Annotated in this window: 18 protein-coding genes and 1 pseudogene; 3 read left to right on the forward strand and 16 right to left on the reverse strand. The window is 53.3% G+C overall.

All coding sequences use genetic code 11. The features are described 5' to 3' along the window. Positions 1-101 precede the first annotated feature (101 nt). Positions 102-593 carry a GNAT family N-acetyltransferase gene (locus SQ11_RS07685; RefSeq protein ID WP_041513566.1) on the forward strand — a complete coding sequence of 164 codons (492 nt, stop codon included), beginning with the start codon at positions 102-104 and terminating at the stop codon, positions 591-593. 224 nt (positions 594-817) lie between these two features. Here the strand turns inward: SQ11_RS07685 and SQ11_RS07690 are convergent, their stop codons facing one another. From SQ11_RS07690 to SQ11_RS07710, 5 genes are read right to left on the reverse strand one after another with little or no spacing between them, the layout of a single operon-like run. Further along, positions 818-1,615: a class I SAM-dependent methyltransferase gene (locus tag SQ11_RS07690; protein WP_041513567.1), complete on the reverse strand. Its 798-nt coding sequence runs from the start codon at positions 1,613-1,615 to the stop codon at positions 818-820. 54 nt (positions 1,616-1,669) lie between these two features. Further along, positions 1,670-2,296, reverse strand: a complete 627-nt coding sequence (locus SQ11_RS07695) for a hypothetical protein (RefSeq protein ID WP_041513568.1) — start codon at positions 2,294-2,296, stop codon at positions 1,670-1,672. A 25-nt stretch (positions 2,297-2,321) separates the two neighbouring features. Continuing rightward, on the reverse strand, positions 2,322-2,924 hold the full coding sequence (locus tag SQ11_RS07700) for a TetR/AcrR family transcriptional regulator (RefSeq protein ID WP_041513569.1): 603 nt from the start codon (positions 2,922-2,924) through the stop codon (positions 2,322-2,324). A gap of 1 nt (position 2,925) precedes the next feature. Further along, positions 2,926-4,155: an NAD(P)/FAD-dependent oxidoreductase gene (locus SQ11_RS07705; protein ID WP_232297924.1), complete on the reverse strand. Its 1,230-nt coding sequence runs from the start codon at positions 4,153-4,155 to the stop codon at positions 2,926-2,928. 19 nt (positions 4,156-4,174) lie between these two features. Beyond that, the gene (locus tag SQ11_RS07710; protein WP_052494073.1) at positions 4,175-4,726 is read right to left on the reverse strand and encodes an OsmC family protein; all 552 of its coding nucleotides are present in this window, start codon (positions 4,724-4,726) and stop codon (positions 4,175-4,177) included. Positions 4,727-4,934: 208 nt separating this feature from the next. Here SQ11_RS07710 and SQ11_RS16780 point away from each other — a divergent pair. Beyond that, positions 4,935-5,130: pseudogene (locus SQ11_RS16780) on the forward strand (AAA family ATPase); the annotation flags it as partial. 232 nt (positions 5,131-5,362) lie between these two features. Here SQ11_RS16780 and pelG read toward each other — a convergent pair. From pelG to SQ11_RS07745, 7 genes are all read right to left on the reverse strand, one after another. Next, the gene (pelG, locus tag SQ11_RS07715) at positions 5,363-6,733 is read right to left on the reverse strand and encodes an exopolysaccharide Pel transporter PelG (RefSeq protein ID WP_041513570.1); all 1,371 of its coding nucleotides are present in this window, start codon (positions 6,731-6,733) and stop codon (positions 5,363-5,365) included. 2 nt (positions 6,734-6,735) lie between these two features. Next, positions 6,736-8,301 (reverse strand): GT4 family glycosyltransferase PelF, encoded by a 1,566-nt coding sequence (gene pelF, locus SQ11_RS07720; protein WP_232297925.1) that lies wholly within the window; start codon positions 8,299-8,301, stop codon positions 6,736-6,738. A gap of 13 nt (positions 8,302-8,314) precedes the next feature. After that, positions 8,315-9,340 (reverse strand): hypothetical protein, encoded by a 1,026-nt coding sequence (locus SQ11_RS07725; RefSeq protein WP_041513571.1) that lies wholly within the window; start codon positions 9,338-9,340, stop codon positions 8,315-8,317. After that, positions 9,340-10,611, reverse strand: a complete 1,272-nt coding sequence (locus SQ11_RS07730; protein ID WP_041513572.1) for a hypothetical protein — start codon at positions 10,609-10,611, stop codon at positions 9,340-9,342. Before SQ11_RS07730 ends, SQ11_RS07725 begins: the two co-directional genes overlap by 1 nt. After that, on the reverse strand, positions 10,608-13,358 hold the full coding sequence (locus tag SQ11_RS07735) for a tetratricopeptide repeat protein (RefSeq protein WP_232297926.1): 2,751 nt from the start codon (positions 13,356-13,358) through the stop codon (positions 10,608-10,610). Before SQ11_RS07735 ends, SQ11_RS07730 begins: the two co-directional genes overlap by 4 nt. Then, entirely contained in the window at positions 13,309-15,981 is a 2,673-nt protein-coding gene (locus SQ11_RS07740; RefSeq protein ID WP_232297927.1) for an endo alpha-1,4 polygalactosaminidase, read from the reverse strand. The genes SQ11_RS07735 and SQ11_RS07740 overlap by 50 nt, the downstream gene beginning before the upstream one ends. A 336-nt stretch (positions 15,982-16,317) precedes the next feature. Beyond that, complete coding sequence (locus SQ11_RS07745) at positions 16,318-17,370, reverse strand: folate-binding protein YgfZ (RefSeq protein WP_041513574.1); 1,053 nt, start codon at positions 17,368-17,370, stop codon at positions 16,318-16,320. A gap of 93 nt (positions 17,371-17,463) precedes the next feature. On the opposite strand from SQ11_RS07745, the gene SQ11_RS07750 reads away from it, so the two are divergent. Then, on the forward strand, positions 17,464-17,985 hold the full coding sequence (locus SQ11_RS07750; protein ID WP_232297928.1) for a protein YgfX: 522 nt from the start codon (positions 17,464-17,466) through the stop codon (positions 17,983-17,985). A 53-nt stretch (positions 17,986-18,038) separates the two neighbouring features. On the opposite strand, the gene SQ11_RS07755 is transcribed toward SQ11_RS07750, so the two are convergent. The 4 genes from SQ11_RS07755 to SQ11_RS07770 form a co-directional block, all read right to left on the reverse strand. Further along, a complete protein-coding gene (locus SQ11_RS07755) occupies positions 18,039-19,064 on the reverse strand; it encodes a sulfate ABC transporter substrate-binding protein (RefSeq protein WP_156972440.1) in 1,026 nt (341 codons plus the stop codon). 258 nt (positions 19,065-19,322) lie between these two features. Further along, positions 19,323-21,521, reverse strand: coding sequence for an EAL domain-containing protein (locus tag SQ11_RS07760; protein ID WP_052494076.1), 2,199 nt, complete (start codon positions 21,519-21,521; stop codon positions 19,323-19,325). After that, positions 21,518-22,093 carry a chemotaxis protein CheB gene (locus tag SQ11_RS07765; RefSeq protein ID WP_041513575.1) on the reverse strand — a complete coding sequence of 192 codons (576 nt, stop codon included), beginning with the start codon at positions 22,091-22,093 and terminating at the stop codon, positions 21,518-21,520. Before SQ11_RS07765 ends, SQ11_RS07760 begins: the two co-directional genes overlap by 4 nt. Next, positions 22,090-22,902, reverse strand: coding sequence for a protein-glutamate O-methyltransferase CheR (locus SQ11_RS07770; protein ID WP_041513576.1), 813 nt, complete (start codon positions 22,900-22,902; stop codon positions 22,090-22,092). Before SQ11_RS07770 ends, SQ11_RS07765 begins: the two co-directional genes overlap by 4 nt. Between the last annotated feature and the right edge of the window lie 138 nt (positions 22,903-23,040).

Below are 23,040 nucleotides of genomic sequence, written 5' to 3' on the forward strand. Positions count from 1 at the left end.
TTGGGTGAGTTCGCTACTGGACAACTGCCAGATTTAGGAGATTGATGGACCGTGTTCACGCCGGAATGGTTGTGGGATAAAGGACATGAGGACGAAATGATATGGCGCTGATTATACGAGCCGCGACTGAGAACGATGCGGCAACCGTAGGCGAATTGACCGAAAGAGCATATCGTGCGGACGGGTTTCCGATCAGCGACAAGTATGCCGCACGGCTTCGGGATGCAGCCACGAGAATAAATGACGCCACCCTGCTGGTTGCCGAACTGGATGCCCGGATCGTCGCCACGATAACCCTTGCAATTCATGGAAGCCCATTCTCCGAAATCGCCAAGCCTGACGAGCTTGAAGTGCGGATGCTGGCGGTCTCTCCCGAAGAACGGCGGCAAGGCATCGCCGAAATGCTTATGTCCGCCGCCATGAAGCACGCACAAAGTCTTGGGGTGAGGGCTCTCGTCCTGTCAACCGAGACACCCATGTCCAGTGCCCATAAGCTCTATGAGAAATTGGGTTTTACCAGACAACCGGACCGCGATTGGCCGGTGGGAGATTATGACTTATTCGTATACACCCGCGACCTAAACCAATCATGACTACTAGAAATAGCGGAGTGAATTAACAAAGTGCAATCCAACAAGAGACTGCGGTCGCGCCAATCTGGTTCGTCAATATCCGTTCGCGCGACTCGCTCTGTCCCGTCGCCCCCGCTTAGAAAAAGATCAAATGGAATTTATTGAAACGAGCTACTCTTAGCCAATTCTCAACTAAGGGATAATTTTGAAGGAAGTATGAGAACAACATTCTCCAGGTTGGAATCTCAAGGTTTTTCTGCTTCAAATAGTATGGCTTGCATCGGATAGCGCGTGGGATTTGAGCCATACTCCCTCGTCAGCGCTTCCGCCAGCGCCGCGACTATCTTTTCCGGCTCGACTTCGCCGCGCTCCCTTATTTCCTCGATGACCGGGCTGAACACCAGTCCCCGCGCGAAGGCTGCCACATCCATAATATCGTATTCCCGTCGCTGTACCGAGATGACAATTCGCGCAAAGCCTGAACGAATAAGCGCTTCCTTGATAGGGTCGATTTCGAAGCAGGAAACGGGAAGCTCGAGAAACTGGGGCGGGTTCGAGGGAAAGAATTGCTTCATCACCTCAAAAGTCAGGCTGGCGAACGGATTGTAGCGCCGGGAGTCCCAGACACTGAACAAGTACCGTCCTCCGTGCTTCAGCGTCCGGCGCACTTCGCGAAACCCCGCCTCTTTATCGAAGAACATTACCCCGAACTGACAGACCACCGCATCGAACGCCTCGTCGTCGAAAGGCAGCGCCGTGGCGTCGGCGATCTGGAACGTGACCTGCTCGTGGGGAAGAAACTTTGTGCGTGCTACATCCATCATGGAATCACTGATGTCGATCGCAGTCAGCAACGCATTCTTGGGAAGTGCGTCACGTAATTGCCGGGTGACTATTCCTGTGCCTGCCGCAATTTCGAGCATGTGGCGGACCGATCTTTCCGTTGCACGTCGTGCGATATCCGCGGCGTGGTGCTCGAAAAGCACGTATCCGAGATCACGATCGTAAGCGATGGCGACATCGCCAACATAGCCTGCTGCCATTAACAATTCTCCTGTAAATAAATGCAACCAATGAAGGACAAGGAATCTGAGTAGTCAAAGCCTTCTAAAAACTTGATAAAGAATTGCTGCCACGATCAGAAGAAGCATGGGCCAGAATTGAGTGATGCCTTCGTACCATGTCGTTCCCACCGTGATGGGGATTTCCAGCATGAAATCAGCCTGATTCTCATCTTTTCCGGATAGATAAAGCGTGTATTCACCGGTTTCACCGATATTCAATACCTGAGTGATGATGCCTAATTCGTGAATTCCCGGAGGAATCGTCACCAGTGTTTTCGACGGCGTGCTGCCTTCCATTTTTGCAAGCCTCATGGCCAGCGGCCACTTGCGCGCGGATTCGGGGTAAAGAAGATCAATCGTGACATCCAGTATTCCGGGACCCGGTATATTTCCACACAAGACAGGAACGGACATCGCGCTGCTTGCATTCTCGGGAATTTCGTAGTCTCCAGGAATGAAATAACCCGAATAGCCAATCACCAGGAATTCGGACTCTATGGTGCACGTGCCGCCGCGGAAACCCTTCGGATAGGTATTTGACAGATCCCCTTGTGAGCTCACGTGAAATTGTAAGCCAACTGCGACGATCAACGCGAGGGCCCCGGTCAGGACCAGGAAACGCCGCATTCCCGTCGATAAATTCGCCCAGATGCTGTCCATTAGATTTCTCCTGTAAAGATTCCGACTAAGTCGATTCTTTCCCCAGGGAGGGGGAACACTCCGTGCACCGCAGAACATCCTCTGCGGCAAGCCGTGCAATATGGGCGGCCTGGCTGCTTTGAGTGACCATCGCAGTGATGATCGCACCCTCGATGATCAGGCCCAGTTTCTGGATGACAACATCTGGATCCCTGGCACCGCTTTCCACGACCAGTGCCTTGAGCCGATCAATTATTTGGTCCCGGTATGTGCCTGCCATATCCCTTACCCAGCCGCTATCCTTTTCATGCTCCGCCACGGCATTAACGAATATGCAGCCGAAGAAATCCTCCTTCGCGAACCATTTTTCGAGCAGATCGAACAGGGCAAGGATGCGCTCCTGGGAAGAACACTTCAGAGCCGGCAGGTCCTGGTCGAACCAGTGAAACCACATGTTCGCTTCCGTATCGAGCACCGCCTTGAGCAGATTTTCCTTGGAGCCATAATGCATATATAGGCTGCCGCGGGCCACACCGGCTTCCTCAAGAATCCGTGTAATGCCGGTCGCATGTATCCCGGCCCGGCAGAACAAGCGGCGCGCGGCCAGGAGCAACTTCTCCTCCGGCGATTTGCGTGCTGTCTTCGTCACCCTATTCCTCCACGGCTTGCATGGGTTGATGCGGATGTTGTCGACCGGAGATGCTTCTGGCGGCCAGTTGTTTCCCGATTCTTCTCGCGATTCTGCCCGCTTCCAGGCGAATTTCCCGCAGCTGACCACTAAGGGGATTGAGCTGTCCGATGAAGTAAAGACGGGGCGCGGCCGGAAATTCCTGATCTCCCAGCACTACGGGTCTGCCCTCCCGGGTAGTGATACCGGGAACCTGGACCAGTTCGGCGATGCCAGTGCGAAAACCTGTCCCGGCAACGATCGCGTCCACGCTCAATATCGTTTCCTTTACCGGCTCCCGAGATTGAGCTTCAACGGAATGAAAGGCGTGTATGGTCTGCCCACTGATGTTCCTGATCGGACCAACGACGCGGATGCGGCCCGCGCGAATATCTTCCACAAAGGGATAGTAGAGAATCGGCACTACCTGTGTCCGGGCAAACTGCTGCGATACTCGGGATGTAGGAAATGGAAGACCGCGAGATGTCAGGTCCCCTATGAAGAGACGTCGTAGTGCATATAGGAGGCTATCAACCCATGCAACCGGTAGCGCGCGCGTCGCCACACCGATTCCAACCAGCGGAATGCCAAAAACACTCTTGTGGAGAATATGGGGCGACGTCCTGACAGAGAGGGTCACGGATTTTGCGTATTCAGCGAGCCTACTTGCAATTTCCGCAGCGGAATTGCCACTGCCGACGACCAACACATCCTTTCCCTCATAGGCTCTAGCATTCTTGAATTTCGAGGAGTGAATGATTTCTCCAGTAAAGGTTTCCATGCCTTCCCATGTCGGGATGACGGGAATGCACGCGCATCCGGTCGCGACAACCACGGCACGCGATTCGAATGTCTCCTCGCCCCGGCTAGAGATGGCCCAGGTGCCGCGCTGGCGGTCATACGCCACTTTCCCGATGTCGATTCCGGTTCGAACTTTGAATCCTCCTCGTTCGGGAAATGTTTCGAGGACCTGCACGACTTCATCACGCGAAGGCCAGCTGCCGGCCGAGCGGGGAAACGGATTTCCCGGGAGTTGGGAAAAGAAACGCCCCGTGTTCACGCGCACTCCATCATAATGATTGCGCCAGACATCCCCCACCACGTCGGTCTTTTCCAATACCAGCGGATCGAGACCCATCCTTTTCAGTTCATACGCTGCTGACAATCCCGCTGGACCGGCACCGATCACTGCGACATCATATACACCGGTCATCTCCATTCCCCTTCGGTGATTATGAAAGCTCAGCCGCCAGTTCGGTCTGCTTGCAAGCGATCTCGACATTGAGTGGGACCGGGCGGATGATCGTATCCGGGATGGGCGCGGTCTTCAGCAACTTGTCCAGGATCCCCTCCACCTTGTCCGGAGAGGAATCAGTCTGGATATCCACCCTTATCCGGATGCTATCAAACCCGGAATTGGTGGCTTCAAGACCATAGGCGGCACGGAAATTAACGCGACCGGACACGTTGAGCCGCAGGGATTTTACCGCGATGCCGGCAGCCGATAATCCGCCGACATAGGTGGCGGCAAGACAATTGCCGACCGCAGTGAGCAACAAATCCTGCGGAGCTAGGCCGGCTCCGCTACCACCGTAGCGCTCCGGTTCGTCGCCGATGATTTCCTGACCGCCCGTAACGCACGATATTGTGTGATAGGCGTTGTCCCAGACAATAGTCGATTCGTATTGGGGGGTGGCGAGAAATCCATCCGCATCCGCCTGGATAAGGTCCCGCGTTGCATGCAATCTGTCGAGGTCGATTCCATTCACGCGTTTCATCGTCATCGTTCATCTCCTTATCATTCTTGGCACCGAGAATACTGATGCCACTTGGTTTTCATACATCCAGGGAGACATCAGAAACTAGACCGATCAGTCTAGTTTCATTCTATACCCTGAAAAAAGATGTTACAAGGGGGAGACATGCGAATTTCTTGAAGGCTGGGCAATCTGTAATACGAACGCTAACAGTCACTGACACGCTGGCTGGTTTGTAGAAACCGTACTATCGCAGCAACTCGACGATTTGGAGACAACGCTGATGCGCCATGGTTATCGGCTTAAAGACATGGTGGAGCAGTTCGACGCAAAGCTAGCAGAAAGCAAGGCATTGTTTAGCGACCAGCTTGACCCCCGTTCGCAGGGCAGAGTTACGGCATCCCATATTGGCGGCGGGATTACCGATCTAGAATGAATGACACGTCAGTCACACTTATTCCCGATTCGCGAAAATCAAGTGCAGGTCGATGGGGAAGAACACAGTTTCTATTGGCAGTTAATCCTAGTTTACGGGACGGATAGTCGCAGTTATTCCTGGCCCAAAACCGCGCTAAATGCTGATCGGGGGCGGTTTCAAATGCAGGTTGTCACGGCTACTGATCCTCATTCTCGTAGGTATTAAAAATACCTGTCCCGCACATATTAGTTCTGCAACATGAAAGTTTCATATTCCAGCCGATTGAATTTACGTGATAGGATAAACAGGCTGAGAAAGGCGGATAGCGTTACCGAGGCGGCAAAGCCATAACCGAATGTCTCCGCCCCCAGATGCAATGTGGCAAAGGTGAATATCAAATTCGTGATGAAGAAGCACGCCGTAATGAGCAGCACTTCCTTGCGCGCATCAAGGTAAAAAAGCACATTGAGTATCGCCATCAGCAGGACCTGCACGCTGACCGCAACGACATCAATATAGAATAAATGTATGTAGAGCGGAGAGATGCCTACCGCATGCAACAGCTCCCTGCCCCATAACAGGCACAGCACTACCGTTAATCCCTGCACCTTGAAAATCTCGTAGATGCCCTGCCGCGCGGCATACACCATCTGGTCGCGCCGATACTCGATATGCATAAGAGTGTCGCCCTCGCGCACGGCACGGTAGAAACGTTCATGCTGTTCGGCAAAGTCGGCTTCCATGGTCACCAGAAATACCGCCATACCCGGCAGAATGAACAGATAGGCAAGAAAGATGGGGAGATCGTAAATAATGGATGCTCGCAGCGGCCCGATGACGGCCTCGGAGGTAACTGGGACAAACCAGAAAATGAATTTATCTACCCAAATGGCCAGATAGTAAAGTGTGCCGACCGCAAGCAAGATATAAAAATTGCGGCGATTCCGGAAAAAATCGAATTTGAGCAGGGAGTGTCCCGGATATTCGCGCACGATATGGTGCAAAAATGAAAATAACAGGTAGCTATGACCGACCAGCACGCCCAGCAACAAGCCACTCAATGCCCATGAAGATGCCGCGAGCGCCACGACAATGCCAAGAGAATAGCCTTTGACCAATGTCCAGACGATACGCCGATAAGCTTTCATTCCTGACAGGAAGATCAGCGTGATCCACAGGCCACTCAATACAATGAAGTTACTCAGCAACAATAGTTCCTGGGCAAACGGCCCTTCGAAAAACCAGAAAATGAAAGGCGCCGCCCATAAGAAACCTCCTCCCATCGTGACCAGCAGTACCCCAAACAGGTTCGGCAGCACCTCAACTTTGTTATTTGCATAAGTCTGATCTGCGGCAAAACGCGTGAACATCAATTGCATGCCACCGGTCCAGATTAATGAAGCCGCCATCAGGTAAGTCACGCAAATCTGGAAAGCGTTAACCTCTCCCTGGGCGACACCCAGGGTAACGGCAAGGATGCCGATCATCATGATACTCAGGATCGAAAGCACCCAGGGACCGCCGCTGACCAGACCCGCGTAGCCATAGGCACGCAATACCGACCAGTAGCTGTCACGCTCCAGGATTTTGCGAATTTCAGAACCGATACTCGTCATGTTCAGGCGGGTACAGTGATGAGCGAAGGCGGCGCGGCGGCATCAAGCGCCTGCATGTAGAGGTTTCGATAGGAGGAAAACATCAGTTTGTCGTTATAGTAACGCTTCACGCGCTCAAGTCCGGCCTGTTGTGCCGCGTGCCAACGTGCCGTGTTATTGAGCAGTTCAAGCGCCGCTTTTGCTGCCCCTTCCGGATCGGCGATAAAAACCACGCTTCCAGCTGCACCGAGTGCGCGATCTTCTTCGCCGCTGCCCTCGATGAGCTCGCGACAAGACCCCACATCCGTTGCCAGGCATGGCACGCCACTGGCAAATGCCTCCAGCACTACCAGGGGCAGCGCCTCGCTGATCGAAGTCAACACCATCAATCCCAGTTGCGGAAGAATTTCCGTCACGTTCTGGAAACCCAGGAATTTGACGTGGTCCTGCAAGCCAAGGCTCGCGACCAATTCCTTGCATTCATTCACATACGAGGGGTCTTCGTCTTCCGGACCCACGATCCAACCGAGCGCGTCGGATCGTTCATTGACCAGCATTCGCATGGTGCGGATAAACGTCTTAATGTCCTTGATGGGCACCACGCGTCCAATCAATCCCAGAATCGGTGGAATCCCATCCGGCCGTTTCTCGAGTGCGGTCTGATACCTTTGCAAGTCGATGCCGTTGGTGATGACGCGCGTTCTTTCCGGCACGGCGCCATCCGCAATCTGTCTCTGGCGATTGCCTTCATACAAGCTGACAATGGGTGATGCGTGTGCATAGGCCATGCGGCCGATCTGCTCGTAGAATTTGATCCACAGCCCCCGGATATACCCCATTTCGTCATGCAGGGTATTGCACACGTCATCACTGTGATCATGAATCCATGTTGCCTGGGCGAGATCGATTTTTCGCTCTTTGGTGTAGATACCATGCTCGGTGAGCACAAATGGGATATTACGCCGCAGTCGAATCATCGCGCCCAGCAATCCGGCGTAACCGGTGGAAATGGCATGCACAGCCCTGACGGGTGGTAATTTAGCCGCGATATCCGCCAGGATGAACAGCGGTGCGTGCATGGCGCGTATAGCCCAGAAATAGTCGACGAATGAAGGCTCCGTACAGCGCTCCCGGTACTGCTGCGTAATATAGTCCCACGAAGCTTCGCTATACAGAAAATCTTCCTCGCTGACACCTTCCACGGAACCCAGCCGGGAAAATGCGCTGATCATTTCCTCGCCTGACAATTGAACCGATTGACGCATATGCGCATGCAGTTCGGCCATTTCTGAGAAAGCCCTGCGATTGCCTTTACGTGCGCTTGTTTTTAAAGCTTTGGGGGGGCGCAGCAAATAGTGCGTTTCGACATGGGTTACATTGGATGGAAATTGATATTGTGGAGGGCCGTACATTTTTTGATCCCCGCCGATAAAAACAACGGCAAAGTTGATCTCCGGCAAGCCGCTGATAATCTGATGAACCCATGCGGATACCCCCCCCCGGACATAGGGATAAGTGCCTTCGAGCAACAAGGCAATATCAGCCACTGGTCCGTTCGTTTGCATTACCTGTGCCCTTTGTCGCGCCATTGTCTTTCCACCGCTACTCATGCGCCCACCATACTTTCACCTGCGCCAGTTCCCGCCCTTTTTCGCCGGGCCGCTTAAGCGCAGACAGACAGCGCCTCACTTCCAGAAATTTCCGCTCATTAAAAGCAATTTCAGCAAGCCATGGCAGGATCTTCTGCTCATCAATGCCGGCCACTTTTGCATAGGAAAAAGCCTCCCGCGCCGGTGCGAGGTTGCCGGAATCCAACAGGATCCGGCCATATAACAGCCAGCTGTCGCCATCGCGCTTATCGGGAAGAGAGGGAGCCACGGGCTTGGCCTCCAATGGACCGAGCACTAACTCCATATGATATCGCGCAGTCTGCAACCAATGCTCCCTTACTGCGCCTTGGGCCAAGCGGTGGTATACCAATTCCCAGCATAGCGCGGCAATCGTTTTATGGTGGCTATTTCGCATACGAACCGGAATGTCCGGCAGCGCGTCGGTCAATGCCAGAATTCGCTCCGCCAGCTTTCTTTCGCTATCGTCCTTCATGGCGTAAGCCAGCAACCGCACGTCATCCACCGGGTCCCGAGTCGCTTTCGACCACACAATCATGGCTTCGCGTGGCAGCATATACCGCGTTGCCATCACCGCCTTGAGCCGTTTCAACGGCCGGCCGGCAAAATGCACGATCTGGCGTAATGCGCCTTGGCTATAGGGCGGCACCGGAAAGATCACGGGCGGAGTGAATGGCAGCTCCGGTACGATAACGAGCTTTACATTGTGCGAAGAGCGGTTGCGAGGGCGTCTCAAGGCACCGATAATGCTCCACAGCAAACCCAGTGCGCCGAATATGGGTAAAATCAATAGAAAAATGAATAACAAACTTAAGCTTCTTCGCACCGGCAACTTATACCGGCGCGGCAGCAACTGCCAAAAACCCTGCGCCAGATAATAGGATGAAACAACATGCAATATGACAGCGGCCAGTACAAGCCAATAACTCGCGCTCCACCAGAGCAGCATGCCTGCCAGCATCTCGGCACCTAATCCCAAAACTACAGGCAGTCGAACCATCAGTGCAGCTCCAGAGAGCGAATTCTTTGCGGATCGATTTCATTGATGGGCAGCAACTCGCTCCTTACTTTCGCAAGAACGCCATCCGCCCGTTGCATCCATGCTTGCGTCTCCGCGGCATTGGTTAATGGCAGCATGATCCAGATAACTTGCTGTCCTTCATCCTGGATCATGCAGATCATGTCGATAGCGCGTATTGAAGACCTGAGTTTTTCGTAAGCAACCATGACATCAGCATTATCTCCCGACAACCTCAAGAGCGTTGCATCGAGCTTGAATTCTTTATAATCCTGATGCACCCGCTCAAACGAGACCATAAAACGCGTGATGGAGGCGGTCGCCGCACCGAAACGAAGATGGTCCACACCATGCGCCACGAGTACCGCGATAAGTTTTAGATTATTCTCGTTAAATGCAAAAAACGGCATGGATCTCACCAGCAGTATGGCGTGAATTTCGCCCGTTGAGTCGATCACCGGAATGGCGGCCAACAATTCATTTTGATCCACCGCGTTTTCCGTTATGAGGTTTACCGCAGCCATTTCACCGCTTTCGAGCGCGGTTTTTAATACAGGATCATTATCATCGATCGTAAAATCTTCCCCAATACGGGCCAAAACCCTGGCTGTATCGATACGGTCGGCAGTCAGACCCACGATACATGCTTGTGTCAGCGCGCCGTATTCCGCCACGAATTCGATGAGTTCTTGCAACGAAGATTCGGTAAGCCCATCGATGGCATCGAGGGCGGATTGTAAATGCATAATGCCTTCACGCAATGAGAACCCGCTATTCGCCACGGTTTGCTCTAGGCGGTCATGCGACAGGCGTAATAACTGATAATTGCGCGTAAATTCCTCAAGACGCTCTGCGCGGTATTGATAGGCGCCTTCAAGCCGGTGCAAGCGGCGCCCCCACATGTCTCGAAACTCTCCCGCCACCATCGCCACGACCACAACGCCGATCGCCCATGCCAGCGGAAACCCGGATGCGGCCTGCCACTCCTGGTTAATGGCAACGCCCAATATTGCCAATATCAGCAATGCGCTCATAAAACCATAGACGAACCCATATCGTAGACCGGCAAGCAAGGGACCCAATACCGGCCAGGGGAACCCTCCGCCCAGCCGGAACGGATCCTGTTGCTGGGTGACAAACGACGCCACTATCATGATCGCTGTCAGCGCAATGGTTTCAAACCATCCCGCCCATGCCGAGCTTGGATTGCTGACATTAACGACTTCAATACCTTCCAGCCAGGGTTTTTTCATGGCTTTGTCTGCTCCTGATTCTGGATGGATACCGCTTGTAATTCCCGAATTTTTGCCAATGTCTGACGGCAGATATCCAATTCATCATTTAACGAACTTTGATTCGGCGCGGCTTCTCCCCCAAGCCATCGGGCGGCCCGGTCAATATCATCAATGGATAACGGCAGCGTATTCCCGGCTACAGGCCCACCCGGCTGTTGCCGCAAGTGATTAGAAACCGCCGCCAGCTGCGCTGATATAACTTTCTGGTTACCGTCTCTTAATGCATCGGCAAAAGTGACCCAGCCCGGCAACTGAAGACGCTCACGTTGACGCCTCAGTGCAAAATGACGGGCATTATCCATGGTTTTTGTGAAACCCCAACGTTCTCTTATTGATTGCCATTTCTTTGATTCATCCAGATTACTGGATTGCGCCCGCTGGTCTTTCGATCCGAGGAAGTATTCGGCCAAACGTGCAGGGTACTGCACTTCCGGTTGATTGAAGTGCTGCGAAACAAACATTTCCAGCGCGCTGAACCGGACATGATTGGCATTTGCGGGACACCCCGCCCATTCCATATTATCGGCTAATGTCAACGTCCATAGGAAATCCCTGGGCCGGGTGGTCAACGATCGCAGATACCACTCCCCTGCCTGCATAGATTTGCCAAGCGTATGCTCCGCCGCCGCCAATGCTTCCGCCAGGGGCGGACCTACCGCCGATTGACTGCCGGATTGATTGCGATAGGGTTGAACGAGTGCGTCAATCGATGGATTATCGATTACTTTATCCGACAGCAACACCCAGATCATCGCTTCGGCAATTTCCGGATCGGGACCCCGCAGGCGCAAAAGCTGACCTAATGCATGGCGAGCCGCGTCACGTTCGCCATTACCCATTTTGCGTATCGACTGAAAGTACCAGTAGTCGGGGGCCTGTGCGAGCGTCGCTGCTGGCATCGCATCCGCCAGCGATAGCCAATGCTCAAGTTCTCCCCAATTTTTACGATTCCAAGAAAAACGCATGAGGCGTTGCAAATCTTCAATGCGTCGCAAGTGATCCCATCCATAATGCGCAAGACGCTCGCTTTTTTTATCGTCGCGATGACGTGTCGCCAACCGTTGCAGATTTTCCAGTATCTCCGCATCCTTGGGACGAAAAGTCAGCGCCTTTTCATAGGCTTTCTCGGCATACGCATCCTGGCCTAATTGGGTGGATACTCTGCCCAGCAATAACCAGTACGCTTCCGCGTAAGCGGGATCAGGCGAGTTGAAATCGCGGAGTAACTCAAAGCTTTTCTGCGCGTCTCCCGCTTCTTCATACAGGCGGGCCAATTCCATTCTCTGCTGTCCCACCTGCGTGGTCGGCATCTCCTGATGTATGGCAAGCGCCGCGCGGGGTTTCCCTTGAAGAAGCAGCACCTGGGCGAGCGCTTTCAGCGTTTCCACGGGATTATTGAAACGTTCGGCGTGGGCACGCAATTGTTGCTCCACATGAGTGGGTTGTGCCGTGGCAAGGCCGGCGGTGACATAAGCCTCTGCTTCGATACCGGTCAATTTGCGGCGCATCATGATGGCCTCAAGCAATTGCACCAGGGCTTTTTGATCCGGTTTTGCCCGGGCAAGCTCAAAAGCTCGTGTCTCCGCTTCGTTGTCGGCCCGGGCGCGCGCAAAAGACGACCATATTTCCAGAGCCTCATCGGGCTGTCCATTCCAGTCATAAATGTGAGCAATCAACCGTTGGCGCTCGCTCCCGGCAACCACGGAAGTTTTCAGTTGTGCCGCACGTTCGAGGCTCTCTTTCAACAATCCTAGCGATACCTGCAGCCGTATAATACGTTCAACGACCGACCGATCGCCGGGTGATAAACGGCTCGCTTCTTCCAGCCACGCCAATGCCTGCTCGCGATCGCCAAGCGGCTCGGCGATATTGGAGCCAAGCAACAAAAGCTCTGCATCGCTTTCGCCTCTATCTTTGAGGTTGTCCAACATCTGCGCTGCGGCCTTCAAAGCCTCGTTGTCAATGCCTGCCTGAAGATAGGCACGCAAACTGGATTTCGCGATCCTCGTCTTTTTCGTCACCGATCCCGCAAGCGAAAAAGCCTTAAATAGATCTTGTGCGGCCAACCGCGGCTGATTTGCCGCGATACGCTGTTTTGCAGCTGAAACCAGCCAAGCCGATTTTCTATCATCACTTTCATTCAATATGAGAAGCAACTGCTCAAAAGTTTCGGCGAGTACCGAAGGTTCGGCAAATTGCTCCGCCAATGTGATCACCTGATCCAGTTCCTTGTCATTGTTCGCCATGTGTAGCAATGAAGGAATAAGCTCGGTGATACGGGCACGCAGCGTTCCTTCAACATCCTTGGGAGGCTGCCTGTAAAGTTGCTGCAATGCCAGCTTGAGCTCAGCAAGGCGGATTTCGTAGCTCAGGTTGGATTCGGGAGCCTGCTTCAGCGGATCAATGGCGCGGACCGCCTCATCGGTCAGGCCCGCTTCGGTCAATACCTGCACCAATGACAAGCGCAAAGGGGCGTTATTTGGATCGGACTGGACCAAAACACGAAGATAGGCAACCGATAAGGCATCCTTTGCCGACAGGTTGGATGGATCCCGGAATGCCGGCTGGCGGGGAAACAATACCCAGAAAACGATTAAAAGCACCGCGCTCATGAACATCAATGCGGGTGCGTTTAGCAAGGATTCACGCTGGGTTTCAACACGCAAGGCTGAATTCCCCTGCGGCGTTTCTTTCAGGTATAACATATACGGAATGTGAATTCCGCCGCTGGGAGCTCAAGGCCTCGCCGTTTACTTTTAGGGTGCAAGATGCGGGAATCCCGAGCGTCAAATCCCCACGTGGCTCAAATAAGAAGGTAGCGGAACCATCGGCATTCAGGTGCCATGATTTTAGCGGTGCACTGGCATCAATCAACCGCAAAGCCGGGGCGCCATCGCGCGCAGGCCTGAGAACGGCATGATTGCGCGCCAGATGAATATAGCGAATGGTATCCCGGTCGGAATATCCGACAACATCTGTTGAGATCTGCGGTGTCATTTCCGCGACAGGTAATCGCACCGTTCTGAGCGTATCCCCGAAAAGCAGCCAATCCCCATCGAGATCGCGCGCGATACTCGCCGTTTGAAAAGCCCGTCCACGCCAGACGTATTCATCGAGCCACACATTCAGTACATTTTCCGCACGCTGCTCGTCCGCGAGCCGATCCAGGAGGTCGGCGCCATTTGCATGCAACAGCGCATCGGCGTGAAACGAAAGGGACGCGGCACGCAAGCGGCGTGCGCGATCGAGCTCCTGGTTCCAATCGCTGATTATGCCAAAATTCAGCGCCTCCCCATACCAGAGTTGTGCAAACAGCGGCTCGCCGGTCAGTGGCGTCAGCACTTGCGTGCCCCACTGAGTGGGGCGCAGTGCCGGAGAAAGATCCGCAACGGATAGCGTGCCGCTCTGCCAGTACAACCCCCCTCCGCCATAATGTGGCAATGCGCCCTTCTCAGCTGCCGCCAGCGCGGCGGGACCAGGTTTGCCATCGCCAGACCAGATCAGCAATAGAGGAGAGTTGGGCGCCACTGATTGCATAAATCCAATGGTTCCCGTGCTCTCGCGCGTCATCTCCGCCGCGTAACCCTCCATAAATACGCTATAGCGATAAGGTTGCTGGTCCGCGTCGGTTTTTCCTTCGAATATTCCCCAGTAAAAGGGATGACTATACGTGTGGCTCGCCAATCGAACCTGCGGCAGGGCGGCCAATTGCCGGATTTTGTTGCGCTGCTCCTCACTGCTGACTTCAGCCTCGATCACGCCCAATGTTACCGGCGTGGTAATTTTTTCGATCCATGCCCTGAGCCGATCGATGGCTTCAACACCTTGCTCGTCTTTGGCGAACAGACGGTCGCCACGCACCTCGATAATTCCCAATCGGCGGCCATTTTCCGTCGTCAGATCAAATATTGGCTGCTGTGCCGACAGGCGCAGCGCGGCCTTGAAAAAAGAAAAGGGATCGAGCAGCCATTCATGCCGGCCCGACACTGTCTCGCTCATGATGTGAGGATGCAACGCATACCCGCCCCATGCGCCCACAGCAACCGGATGGAATATGTTGGCGCCATTGTTCAACGTTAACCAGGCCTCATGATTATCGTGAACCCGGATATCCGGCGTACCACTACCCACGATGGGTGCTGTGCCTGGCCGGCCCAGACGTTCATCGACAGTACCGAGCTTGAGTCTATCTGTTGTGGGTTGCAGCTCTCCCTGATAATTGACTACGTTCCGGCAAGCGGCGCCCGCCGGCAAATAACCCATGAATACTACCGGCAAACCTGCATCGACTTCCGACTTCAAACGCGCGCAGATGCTGTCATAACGGCCACGGCTGTCTTCAGGCAACCATGTGATTACACCGGCATACCGTCCTACCAGCGGCTCTATGGGCAAGGGAAGCTGATCGATATACCAGTAGTCGAGCGCTAGCCCTAGATATTCCAAAGGCATTGCCGCGTGTTTGAATAGTTCATGATCCATCTGCTGCGAGGGTGTGCCATTTATGATGGCCAGCAGTTTGCGCGGCACCAGACGCATGCGCCCCTGGCCCAGCCAGGTGAGATCGCCGTTGGCGACCCAGGGCATGAACCCGAGTTCAACAATTTGACGCGCCGTTTTTTCCGCTTCGGCCCAGTTACCCGGTTCGACATAATCCAGTACGGTAACAGGTACGTTAAATTCATCTTGCGTACGCTTCAATTGCTTGAGAAGCCATTCCCGGTTTTCTTTCTTCGTCGGTGCGTGCTTGCCGGTAACGGGATCGAAACCGTGAAAAAGCGATTCTGCAACCATACCATCGGCATACTGGGCTGCGCGATCCAGCACTTCAAAACCGCGATTGAGAATGAGCTTGCAACCGGGAAAGCGGCGTTTCACTTCCGCAAGCAGTGCAACCAACCCTTTCTCCTGTTCCTCGCGCTGTTTGCCTTCACTCGTTACAATCAGATAGCTATCAACGGTATCAAGGAAAAACGCGCGGTAACCGTCGCGCCACAGGCGGCCGAAATGGTGCTCCAGCAAATAATCGTGCCAAGCAGGATCATTCATGTTCATCACCAGGCTATTCCATGCCGGATTTACGCCAATCGACCATTTCGTCTTGACGTGCGGCATATCCTCGCTATTACGCGCAATCTCACCGAATGAGATATAGGCAAATATCAGTGAATCCAGATTTAACAATGCTGCTTTCTCATGTGGCAAGATCTGGCTAGGCTGAATGACGATCTGGTCGAAATGACGCAAATCTTCCACCGGCGGACGGCTTCCGTAGTAGAACACGATGTCACGTTGTTCCAGGGTATCGGCTAGTACAGTAGATGCCATAAATATTGATGGCAGCAATAGGAAACGAAGAAATAACATTTTGCTTTTAACCCAAATCCGGTAGTTGGATACGATGAAGTGCGTGCCCTGCGACGAGCCCATCAAAGAAGTAGAGATCAAATGGTAAAAATTTTATGGACCATAGTTTTAAATGAAAGAATAAGTAATCAACGCCGGATTCGGGTTTAAGGATTTCAATTTATTTCTCAACATGCGCTAGGCGGACGGCAAGATATTCTTGGCGTACGCCCGGCAGAAGTGGATTTGACAACAAGGAGATCGGCTGAAAAGTATTACTTTCTTGCTACGATTCTTCAAATCCGGCAAACTGTTAGGTTAGTGAGGTACCAAATAAGGTAGTGGCATGATCTCCAGCGCAGGCCCATCCAAGGACATCCATTGGATTTTACCGGCCTCAATGCTGCTTGTCTGTATGACAGCTAACACATCGAATCCGCCATCAGGTGCAGGAGCCGCGTTGACTATCATGCCATTTGACTGCTCCCCCATATCAGCGCTGAACAATTCGTCTCCCGCTTGAATCGTCGTTTCCGGCGGCGGCTTGATGTTGGCAAGGACCATGCGGCGTTTAATTTTGCCCAGATATTGGGTACGAGCGACAATTTCCTGACCGGGGTAACAGCCTTTGTGGAAGCTTATCCCGCCGATGATATCCACATTCGCCATTTGCGGCACGAATTGTTCCTGCGTCGGCAGGGTGATCACCGGAATACCGGCTTTAATATCCAGCCAGTCCCAGCAGTATGCTCCCACCGGCGCGGCGTTTCTACTCAAACGCTCCCACGCTGTTTGCGCCTGCTCGATGGGTACAAGGAGTTCAAAACGATCTTGCCCAAGGCGGATTACGCTTCCCCGTTGAGTGTGCGTCACCTCTAGAAGCAAAGCAGGCACCACTCCCAGGAATTCCCGCACCAATGTCTCGGCATGCTCTCCTGCGGTGCCGACGCACACTATCGCATCACTGTTGTCGGTCAGCTTGACTTTAGCGCGCAAGACATACATGGATAGACGCTTCTGGATGGCCGCTTGCAACCCTGACGGCAATTGCATGACATAGCCGCTGCCATCGTGCCACATCAGGAAACTTGCCAGCATTCTGCCCTTTGGGTTGCAATAACTTCCATAGAGTGCGGTGGCGCCGCTAGTAGAGGGATTGATCGCTTTGATGTCGCAACTCACCTGCCCCTGAAGAAAAGATTGCGCGTCCTCCCCCGAAAAATGAATCAGGCTAAAGTGCGAAAGGTCAGCCAATACCGTATCAGAGCGGACACTCGCAAGTTCGGCGGTAGCATTCCCATAGCTGACAACGCGGCCATCCTGGATGACCGCATTGCGGCTTTGCAGATAGGATTGCCATAGGGGATTCATGCAAATCAAGGCCGTCTGTGAACGAGAATCAATTATACGGCCAATGCGCACGCCGGATAAACCGCTAATTGCCCAAAATGAGATAATCGGACTATGGCTAGCCCTTCATCACCCTCTTCTCCTTTGCTGATTGTCCGGCTGAAACCCTCCATGCGCCTTGCCATGACATTGAGTCTTGCCCATTTTTCCGCTATCGGGCTACTGTGGCCGCTAACGTTGCCCGCCATAGCGCAACTGGCAGGAAGCGCTATCTTGGCGCTCAGCCTTGTTTTTCATTTAAGACGTTACGCATTGCTAAGCTCGCCGGCATCCGTGACGGGACTAGAATTATCGGACGAAATGATCTGTGCGCTCGAACTCCGGCGCGGGGCGCGAATTACCTGCACTCTGCTCGGCAGCAGCTTCGTTGCGCCTTATCTGACAGTGCTCGAACTAAAGCCCCTGAGAATCCTGGAGTCCGGCGGATCCATGCAATCTTTGACTCCTCCAGTTTCCCGATCTCCGCTGCGAATATTCTCTGGTTGCAGCGTAACGATTCTGCCGGACGGAATAGATGCGGAGGAATTCAGGCAATTGCGGGTGCTGCTACGGTGGAAGTGGAAAGACCCACGGTGAGATGGTAATCGTTCGTCCTGAACCCATTAGTTCATATGTAATCGAAACTAGCGCTAATTTCTCTGAATATGCTCAAGAATTCCATTCTTGGCAAAGTGGATTTTCCGGGCCTGTTGCCAGCTGCCAAAAACCTCGTCTACGGTAAATAATTCCAGAGGGGGGAACCGATTTGCGTACTTGGCTCCCGCCTGCGCATCGCGCGGGCGATAATAGTGCTTGCCCGCAATGTCCTGGGCCTGGGGTGTATAAAGGTAATTGATATAAGCGGTAGTTACTTCACGCGTGCCGTTCTTATCAGCCGACGCATTCACCACACTGACCGTGGGTTCGGCCACTATCGACATGGATGGCGTAACAATTTCAAATTTATCAGCTCCTTCTACGCTCGCTTGATGGATCAGAAGATGGGCTTCATTCTCCCACACCAGCAGCACGTCGCCGATACCTCGCTCGACAAAGTCGGTAGTCGCCGGCGATCTGATATTGGCGAATAATTTCCTGACAAATTCAAGTGCGGCTGCTTCGTCGCCGCCCGGTTGCCTGAGCGCATATCCCCAGGCCGCCAAATAATTCCAGCGGCCACTGTCCGAAATCTTTGGATTAGGCGTGACCACTTCTATGCCAGGTCGCGAAAGATCATCCCAGTCGCGCAATTTCTTGGGATTGCCCTTGCGCACCACAAATACTATGGTTGAAGTGTAGGGTGAGGCATGCGATGAGACATCGTGCAGGTTCTGTGATGAGGTTTGATTCCAGGCAGGCGCAATAAACCGGTTTTTTTCGCGCAGCTTATCCACATCATAAGACAGGGTAAGCGTTGTGATATTGAGACCATCAAGTACAGCACGTACCGGTTTTCCTGATTTGCTCTGGGCGGATCTGACATTAATGTCTACGCCCGTACGTGCTTTCCAGTGGGTGGCGAAGGCATCATTCAAATCCGCATACAATTCGCGGGCAGGATCGCGAACGGAGCCAGGAGAAAACGTTTGCAATGCGGCATACGCCGCGCCCAGGCTAACCAGGGATATCAATACGATAACCGCGATGTGGGATTTGTGGGATTTAATGAAAGACATTTTGATTTCCTCCAATGCTGACAATCAGGAAGGAAATCTAGCACTCATTTTCCCGGCATCAAACCAAGAAAATGTGGATAGCTTATCATGGCCGGGAAAATCTTCTCTGGGACGTCGATGCCAGTCATGCGGGACACACAGCGAGCTAGACAGCCATACTTGTCAGAATTAGCTCGCTCATGATGTTTCACATGCTGCGTATCATGTACGACGGTAATAAATGAAACGGATATGTGCAGCGGTAATGGGGCTAACTTCTTATTTCTTCGACCCGGACAGCAGGCACGCGAATTCTTCCGCGGCCAGGGGTTTGCTAAAGTAGTAGCCTTGCATCTCGTCGCAACCCTGCTGCCTTAGAAAGGCCAACTGCGCCGGCGTTTCCACTCCTTCGGCAATGACTTTCAGCCTCAGGCTTTGCGCCATGCTGATGATGGTGCTGGCAATCACCGCGTCGTCTGGATCTGTCATCATATTACGCACGAACGACTGGTCGATCTTGAGTTTGTCGATCGGGAATTTCTTGAGATAGCTCAGGCTGGAATAGCCAGTACCAAAATCATCCATTGATAGTTTCAGCCCAAATGTCTTAAGTTGTTGCAGCAGCGTAATCGCCGCTCCAGCATCTTGCATGACAACACTCTCAGTAATCTCCAGTTCGCAGGCGGATGGAGCCAGGCCACTTTCATTAACGATGACCATGATCATTTTGCCGAAATTTTTTTGACGGAACTGTACCGCCGACAAATTGGCCGCCATGGTAATTTCCGGCAACCCCATCTTGCGCCATTCCCGGTTCTGGCGGTATGCCTCACGAAGCACCCATTCGCCAATCAAGACGATCAGGCCGTTCTCTTCCGCGATGGGAATGAATTGCGCCGGCGAGACCATCCCCAACACGGGCTGATGCCAGCGCAGCAGTGCCTCGGCGCCAATGATACGACCGCTCTGCAAATCCACCTGCGGCTGATAATGAAGTGAAAGCTCCTTGCGCTCCAGCGCGTGGCTCAACTTGGTCCTGAGTGATATGCGTTCCAGTGTACGGCGATTCATTTCCTCGGTAAAAAACTGATAATTGTTGCGACCGTTTCCCTTGGCCTGATACATCGCATTGTCGGCATGTTTGATCAGGGTATCGCTGTCGCGCCCATCCTCGGGAAACACGCTGATACCGATGCTGGTGGTTACCTGGATTTCGCTACCGTCTATCAAATAGGAGCTGGCAATAGCTGTCAGCAGTTTGACCGCAATCATGGCAATAGCGTCGGTCGTTTCTGGTTCCCGCAGCATGATGATGAACTCGTCACCGCCCGGCCGGCTCACTGTGTCGCTGGCGCGCACCGCTCCCTTGATGCGATCGGCGACTTCCCGCAACAGCTTGTCGCCGACTGGGTGGCCTAGTGAATCGTTAATGGTTTTAAAATGATCAAGATCAAGAAATATCACCGCCAACTTGCCGTGTTTACGTTTGGCATGGGCAATCGCTTGCGTTAGACGGTCCTGTAGCAGGAGACGATTAGGCAAACCGGTGAGAAAGTCGTGTTGTGCCATAAAGGCTACTCGCTCCTCCACCGCCTTGCGCTCGCTGATATCGGAAAACACCGCGATATAATGGCTGATCTCGCCACATGTGCTCCTCATCGTGCTAATGCTCAACCATTCGGTATAATTCTCGCCGTTTTTGCGCTTATCCACCATCTCACCCTGCCAATGGCCGATCTCTTTGATATTGCGCCATATCTCGCTGTAGCATGCCTCATCCATAAAACGGGGCATCGACGCGCGTGTGCCGGTCACCTCTTCCGCAGCGTAACCGGTAATGGCGGTGAAAGCCGGATTGACGTACAGGATATTTCTATCAGCACCCGTGACCGTAATACCTTCAGTGACGCTGTCGAAGATGCGTGCGAATAATGCAAGTTTCGCGGTGCGCTCGATAACTCTCTGCTCCAGCTCATTATTTAGTTTTTTTAACTCCTCCGTTTGATGCTGCACAACGCGATTGAGGTAGAACAGGTCCACAAATACCTTGATCTTGGCTTTCAAGATTTCGGGCATGATTGGCGAGAGAATCCAATCCGCCGCGCCGACCGCGTAGCCTTTAAAGCGATCTTCGTCAGTCACCGCCTCGGCGGTGATGAAGATGATAGGGGTGTGCGCCGAACGCGGCCGGCTATGGATGATCTGGGCCGTCTCATAACCATCCATCGTCGGCATGTAAACATCCAGCAGGATCAGAGCAAAATCCAGCTTGAGTAATTGACGCAACGCCTCTCGCCCCGAGGTGGCCGTCACCACCTCCAACGCCATACCCGAAACGACCGAAGCCAGTGAAGTCAGCTTGGCCGGATTGTCGTCCACGATCAGTACGCAAGCGAGATTGCCCGCCGGTATCTCGATATGGTATGGAATGCCACCATTGTGCAGCGCCGGTATTTCGATTTTGGGCAACTCCATCATCCCGCCTCCTGCTCTCGATCCAGTTTGACCAGATATGGCCCGATTTCTTCCAGTTTGAGTTCGATTGCATGTCGCGTTGCTTCGATGGCGGCCGCTGGCATCTCTTGAGCGAATGCCGTCTGCCGTGATTCGATCAACGCCACGCCGCCGCCGTGTTCTATTTCCGCCAAGCCCAGTGCACCGTCCGTGCCGGTGCCGGTAAGCACCACGCCGATGACACGAGGCCCGAAGTGCTCTGCCGCGGTTTTGAACAGCAAGTCTATTGATGGCTGCGCATGGTTCACCGCTGCTTCCGTAGAAAGTGCAAAATGATCTTCCTCAACCATGAGGTGGTAGCCGCCAGGCGCCAGGTAAATCTTTCCCGGTATAATGGCTTCCTTGTCCTCCACTTCCCGCACCAGGCGGGCGCATTCTTTCTGCAGCAGGAATTGCAACGTATCGTCGGCATCAGAACTGCGATGCTGCACGATTGCCACCGGCAGGCGGAATGTGCCAGGCAGCGCAGACAATACACCCCGGAGGGAATTGAGTCCGCCAAGCGATGCGCCGATCACGACGAGCCCGTATTTCATCGTATTTTCCGAAATAGTTTTACTGCCCGGTCTACCACCTCGTAGCAGTTCTCATAAGGGGTAAGTTGCAGCGATTCGCCATGTCCGAGGCCGAGCACTCCGCCCACCGGCAGGCTGTCGTAGATCAACCGGTGCACCCGGTCTTGCAACTTGCGGTTGAAATAAATCATTACATTGCGGCACAGCACCATATGGAATTCGTTGAAAGAGCTGTCCGAGACCAGATTATGCTCCGCCCAGACAATATTCTTACCCAGAAAGGCACGCAAAATTACGTCGTCATGTCTTGCCGTATAGTAATCGGAGAAGACCGACTTGCCACCGGCTTTCTGATAGTTATTGGTGTAATCCTTCATCTTTTTGATGGCAAAAATTCTCCCCTTGCCTTGTTCCAGTAAGCGTTGATTAATGTCCGTAGCGTAGAGTCTGGCCTTGTCCAACAACTCCTCCTCATGCAGCATAATAGCCATGGAGTAAACCTCCTCGCCGGTGGCGCACCCGGCATGCCAGACCCGAAGGAGAGGAAGTTCCCGCCATGCCGGCACCACTTTGTCGCGCAACGCCTTATAAAAGGCCGGGTCCCGGAACATGGCGGTGACATCTACCGACACCACATCGAGAAAGCGTGCCATGGTTTCCGGGTCGTGCAGGACGCGATCCTGATAAGCGGAAATGGTATGTACTCCTTGCTCCCGCTGCATGGCTAGATGTACACGCCGTTTCAACGAGGCCGGGGCGTAGTCACGAAAATCGTAGCCGTAGCGCTGAACCATGGCTTCGAGAAGTAACGGCAGTTCTATGGTTTCCATGGCCCCGTATTATTAGTTTCTTTTGGCAATTGTCATCATTCTGCTCAGGTGCGAAAATGAACGCCTCGATGGTTTTTCCTGATGGGCTGGTCACGCTCGGCATCCGTGATCTCGAATCTGCCGACCTGCTTCATGGCA

It is taken from the genome of Nitrosospira sp. NpAV (assembly GCF_000832065.1).
Classification (GTDB): domain Bacteria; phylum Pseudomonadota; class Gammaproteobacteria; order Burkholderiales; family Nitrosomonadaceae; genus Nitrosospira.

Excerpts from the sequence above, each read along its gene's own strand:
- SQ11_RS07685 (WP_041513566.1), top strand. The coding sequence starts at position 102 with ATGGCGCTGATTATACGAGCCGCGACTGAGAACGATGCGGCAACCGTA.
- SQ11_RS07725 (WP_041513571.1), bottom strand. The coding sequence starts at position 9,340 with ATGGTTCGACTGCCTGTAGTTTTGGGATTAGGTGCCGAGATGCTGGCA.
- SQ11_RS07710 (WP_052494073.1), bottom strand. The coding sequence starts at position 4,726 with ATGACGATGAAACGCGTGAATGGAATCGACCTCGACAGATTGCATGCA.
- SQ11_RS07730 (WP_041513572.1), bottom strand. The coding sequence starts at position 10,611 with ATGAAAAAACCCTGGCTGGAAGGTATTGAAGTCGTTAATGTCAGCAAT.
- SQ11_RS07765 (WP_041513575.1), bottom strand. The coding sequence starts at position 22,093 with ATGAAATACGGGCTCGTCGTGATCGGCGCATCGCTTGGCGGACTCAAT.
- SQ11_RS07705 (WP_232297924.1), bottom strand. The coding sequence starts at position 4,155 with ATGACCGGTGTATATGATGTCGCAGTGATCGGTGCCGGTCCAGCGGGA.
- SQ11_RS07770 (WP_041513576.1), bottom strand. The coding sequence starts at position 22,902 with ATGGAAACCATAGAACTGCCGTTACTTCTCGAAGCCATGGTTCAGCGC.
- SQ11_RS07740 (WP_232297927.1), bottom strand. The coding sequence starts at position 15,981 with ATGGCATCTACTGTACTAGCCGATACCCTGGAACAACGTGACATCGTG.
- SQ11_RS07755 (WP_156972440.1), bottom strand. The coding sequence starts at position 19,064 with ATGTCTTTCATTAAATCCCACAAATCCCACATCGCGGTTATCGTATTG.
- SQ11_RS07750 (WP_232297928.1), top strand. The coding sequence starts at position 17,464 with ATGGCTAGCCCTTCATCACCCTCTTCTCCTTTGCTGATTGTCCGGCTG.
- SQ11_RS07690 (WP_041513567.1), bottom strand. The coding sequence starts at position 1,615 with ATGGCAGCAGGCTATGTTGGCGATGTCGCCATCGCTTACGATCGTGAT.
- pelF (WP_232297925.1), bottom strand. The coding sequence starts at position 8,301 with ATGGCGCGACAAAGGGCACAGGTAATGCAAACGAACGGACCAGTGGCT.
- SQ11_RS07745 (WP_041513574.1), bottom strand. The coding sequence starts at position 17,370 with ATGAATCCCCTATGGCAATCCTATCTGCAAAGCCGCAATGCGGTCATC.
- SQ11_RS07760 (WP_052494076.1), bottom strand. The coding sequence starts at position 21,521 with ATGATGGAGTTGCCCAAAATCGAAATACCGGCGCTGCACAATGGTGGC.
- SQ11_RS07695 (WP_041513568.1), bottom strand. The coding sequence starts at position 2,296 with ATGGACAGCATCTGGGCGAATTTATCGACGGGAATGCGGCGTTTCCTG.
- SQ11_RS07735 (WP_232297926.1), bottom strand. The coding sequence starts at position 13,358 with ATGTTATACCTGAAAGAAACGCCGCAGGGGAATTCAGCCTTGCGTGTT.
- pelG (WP_041513570.1), bottom strand. The coding sequence starts at position 6,733 with ATGACGAGTATCGGTTCTGAAATTCGCAAAATCCTGGAGCGTGACAGC.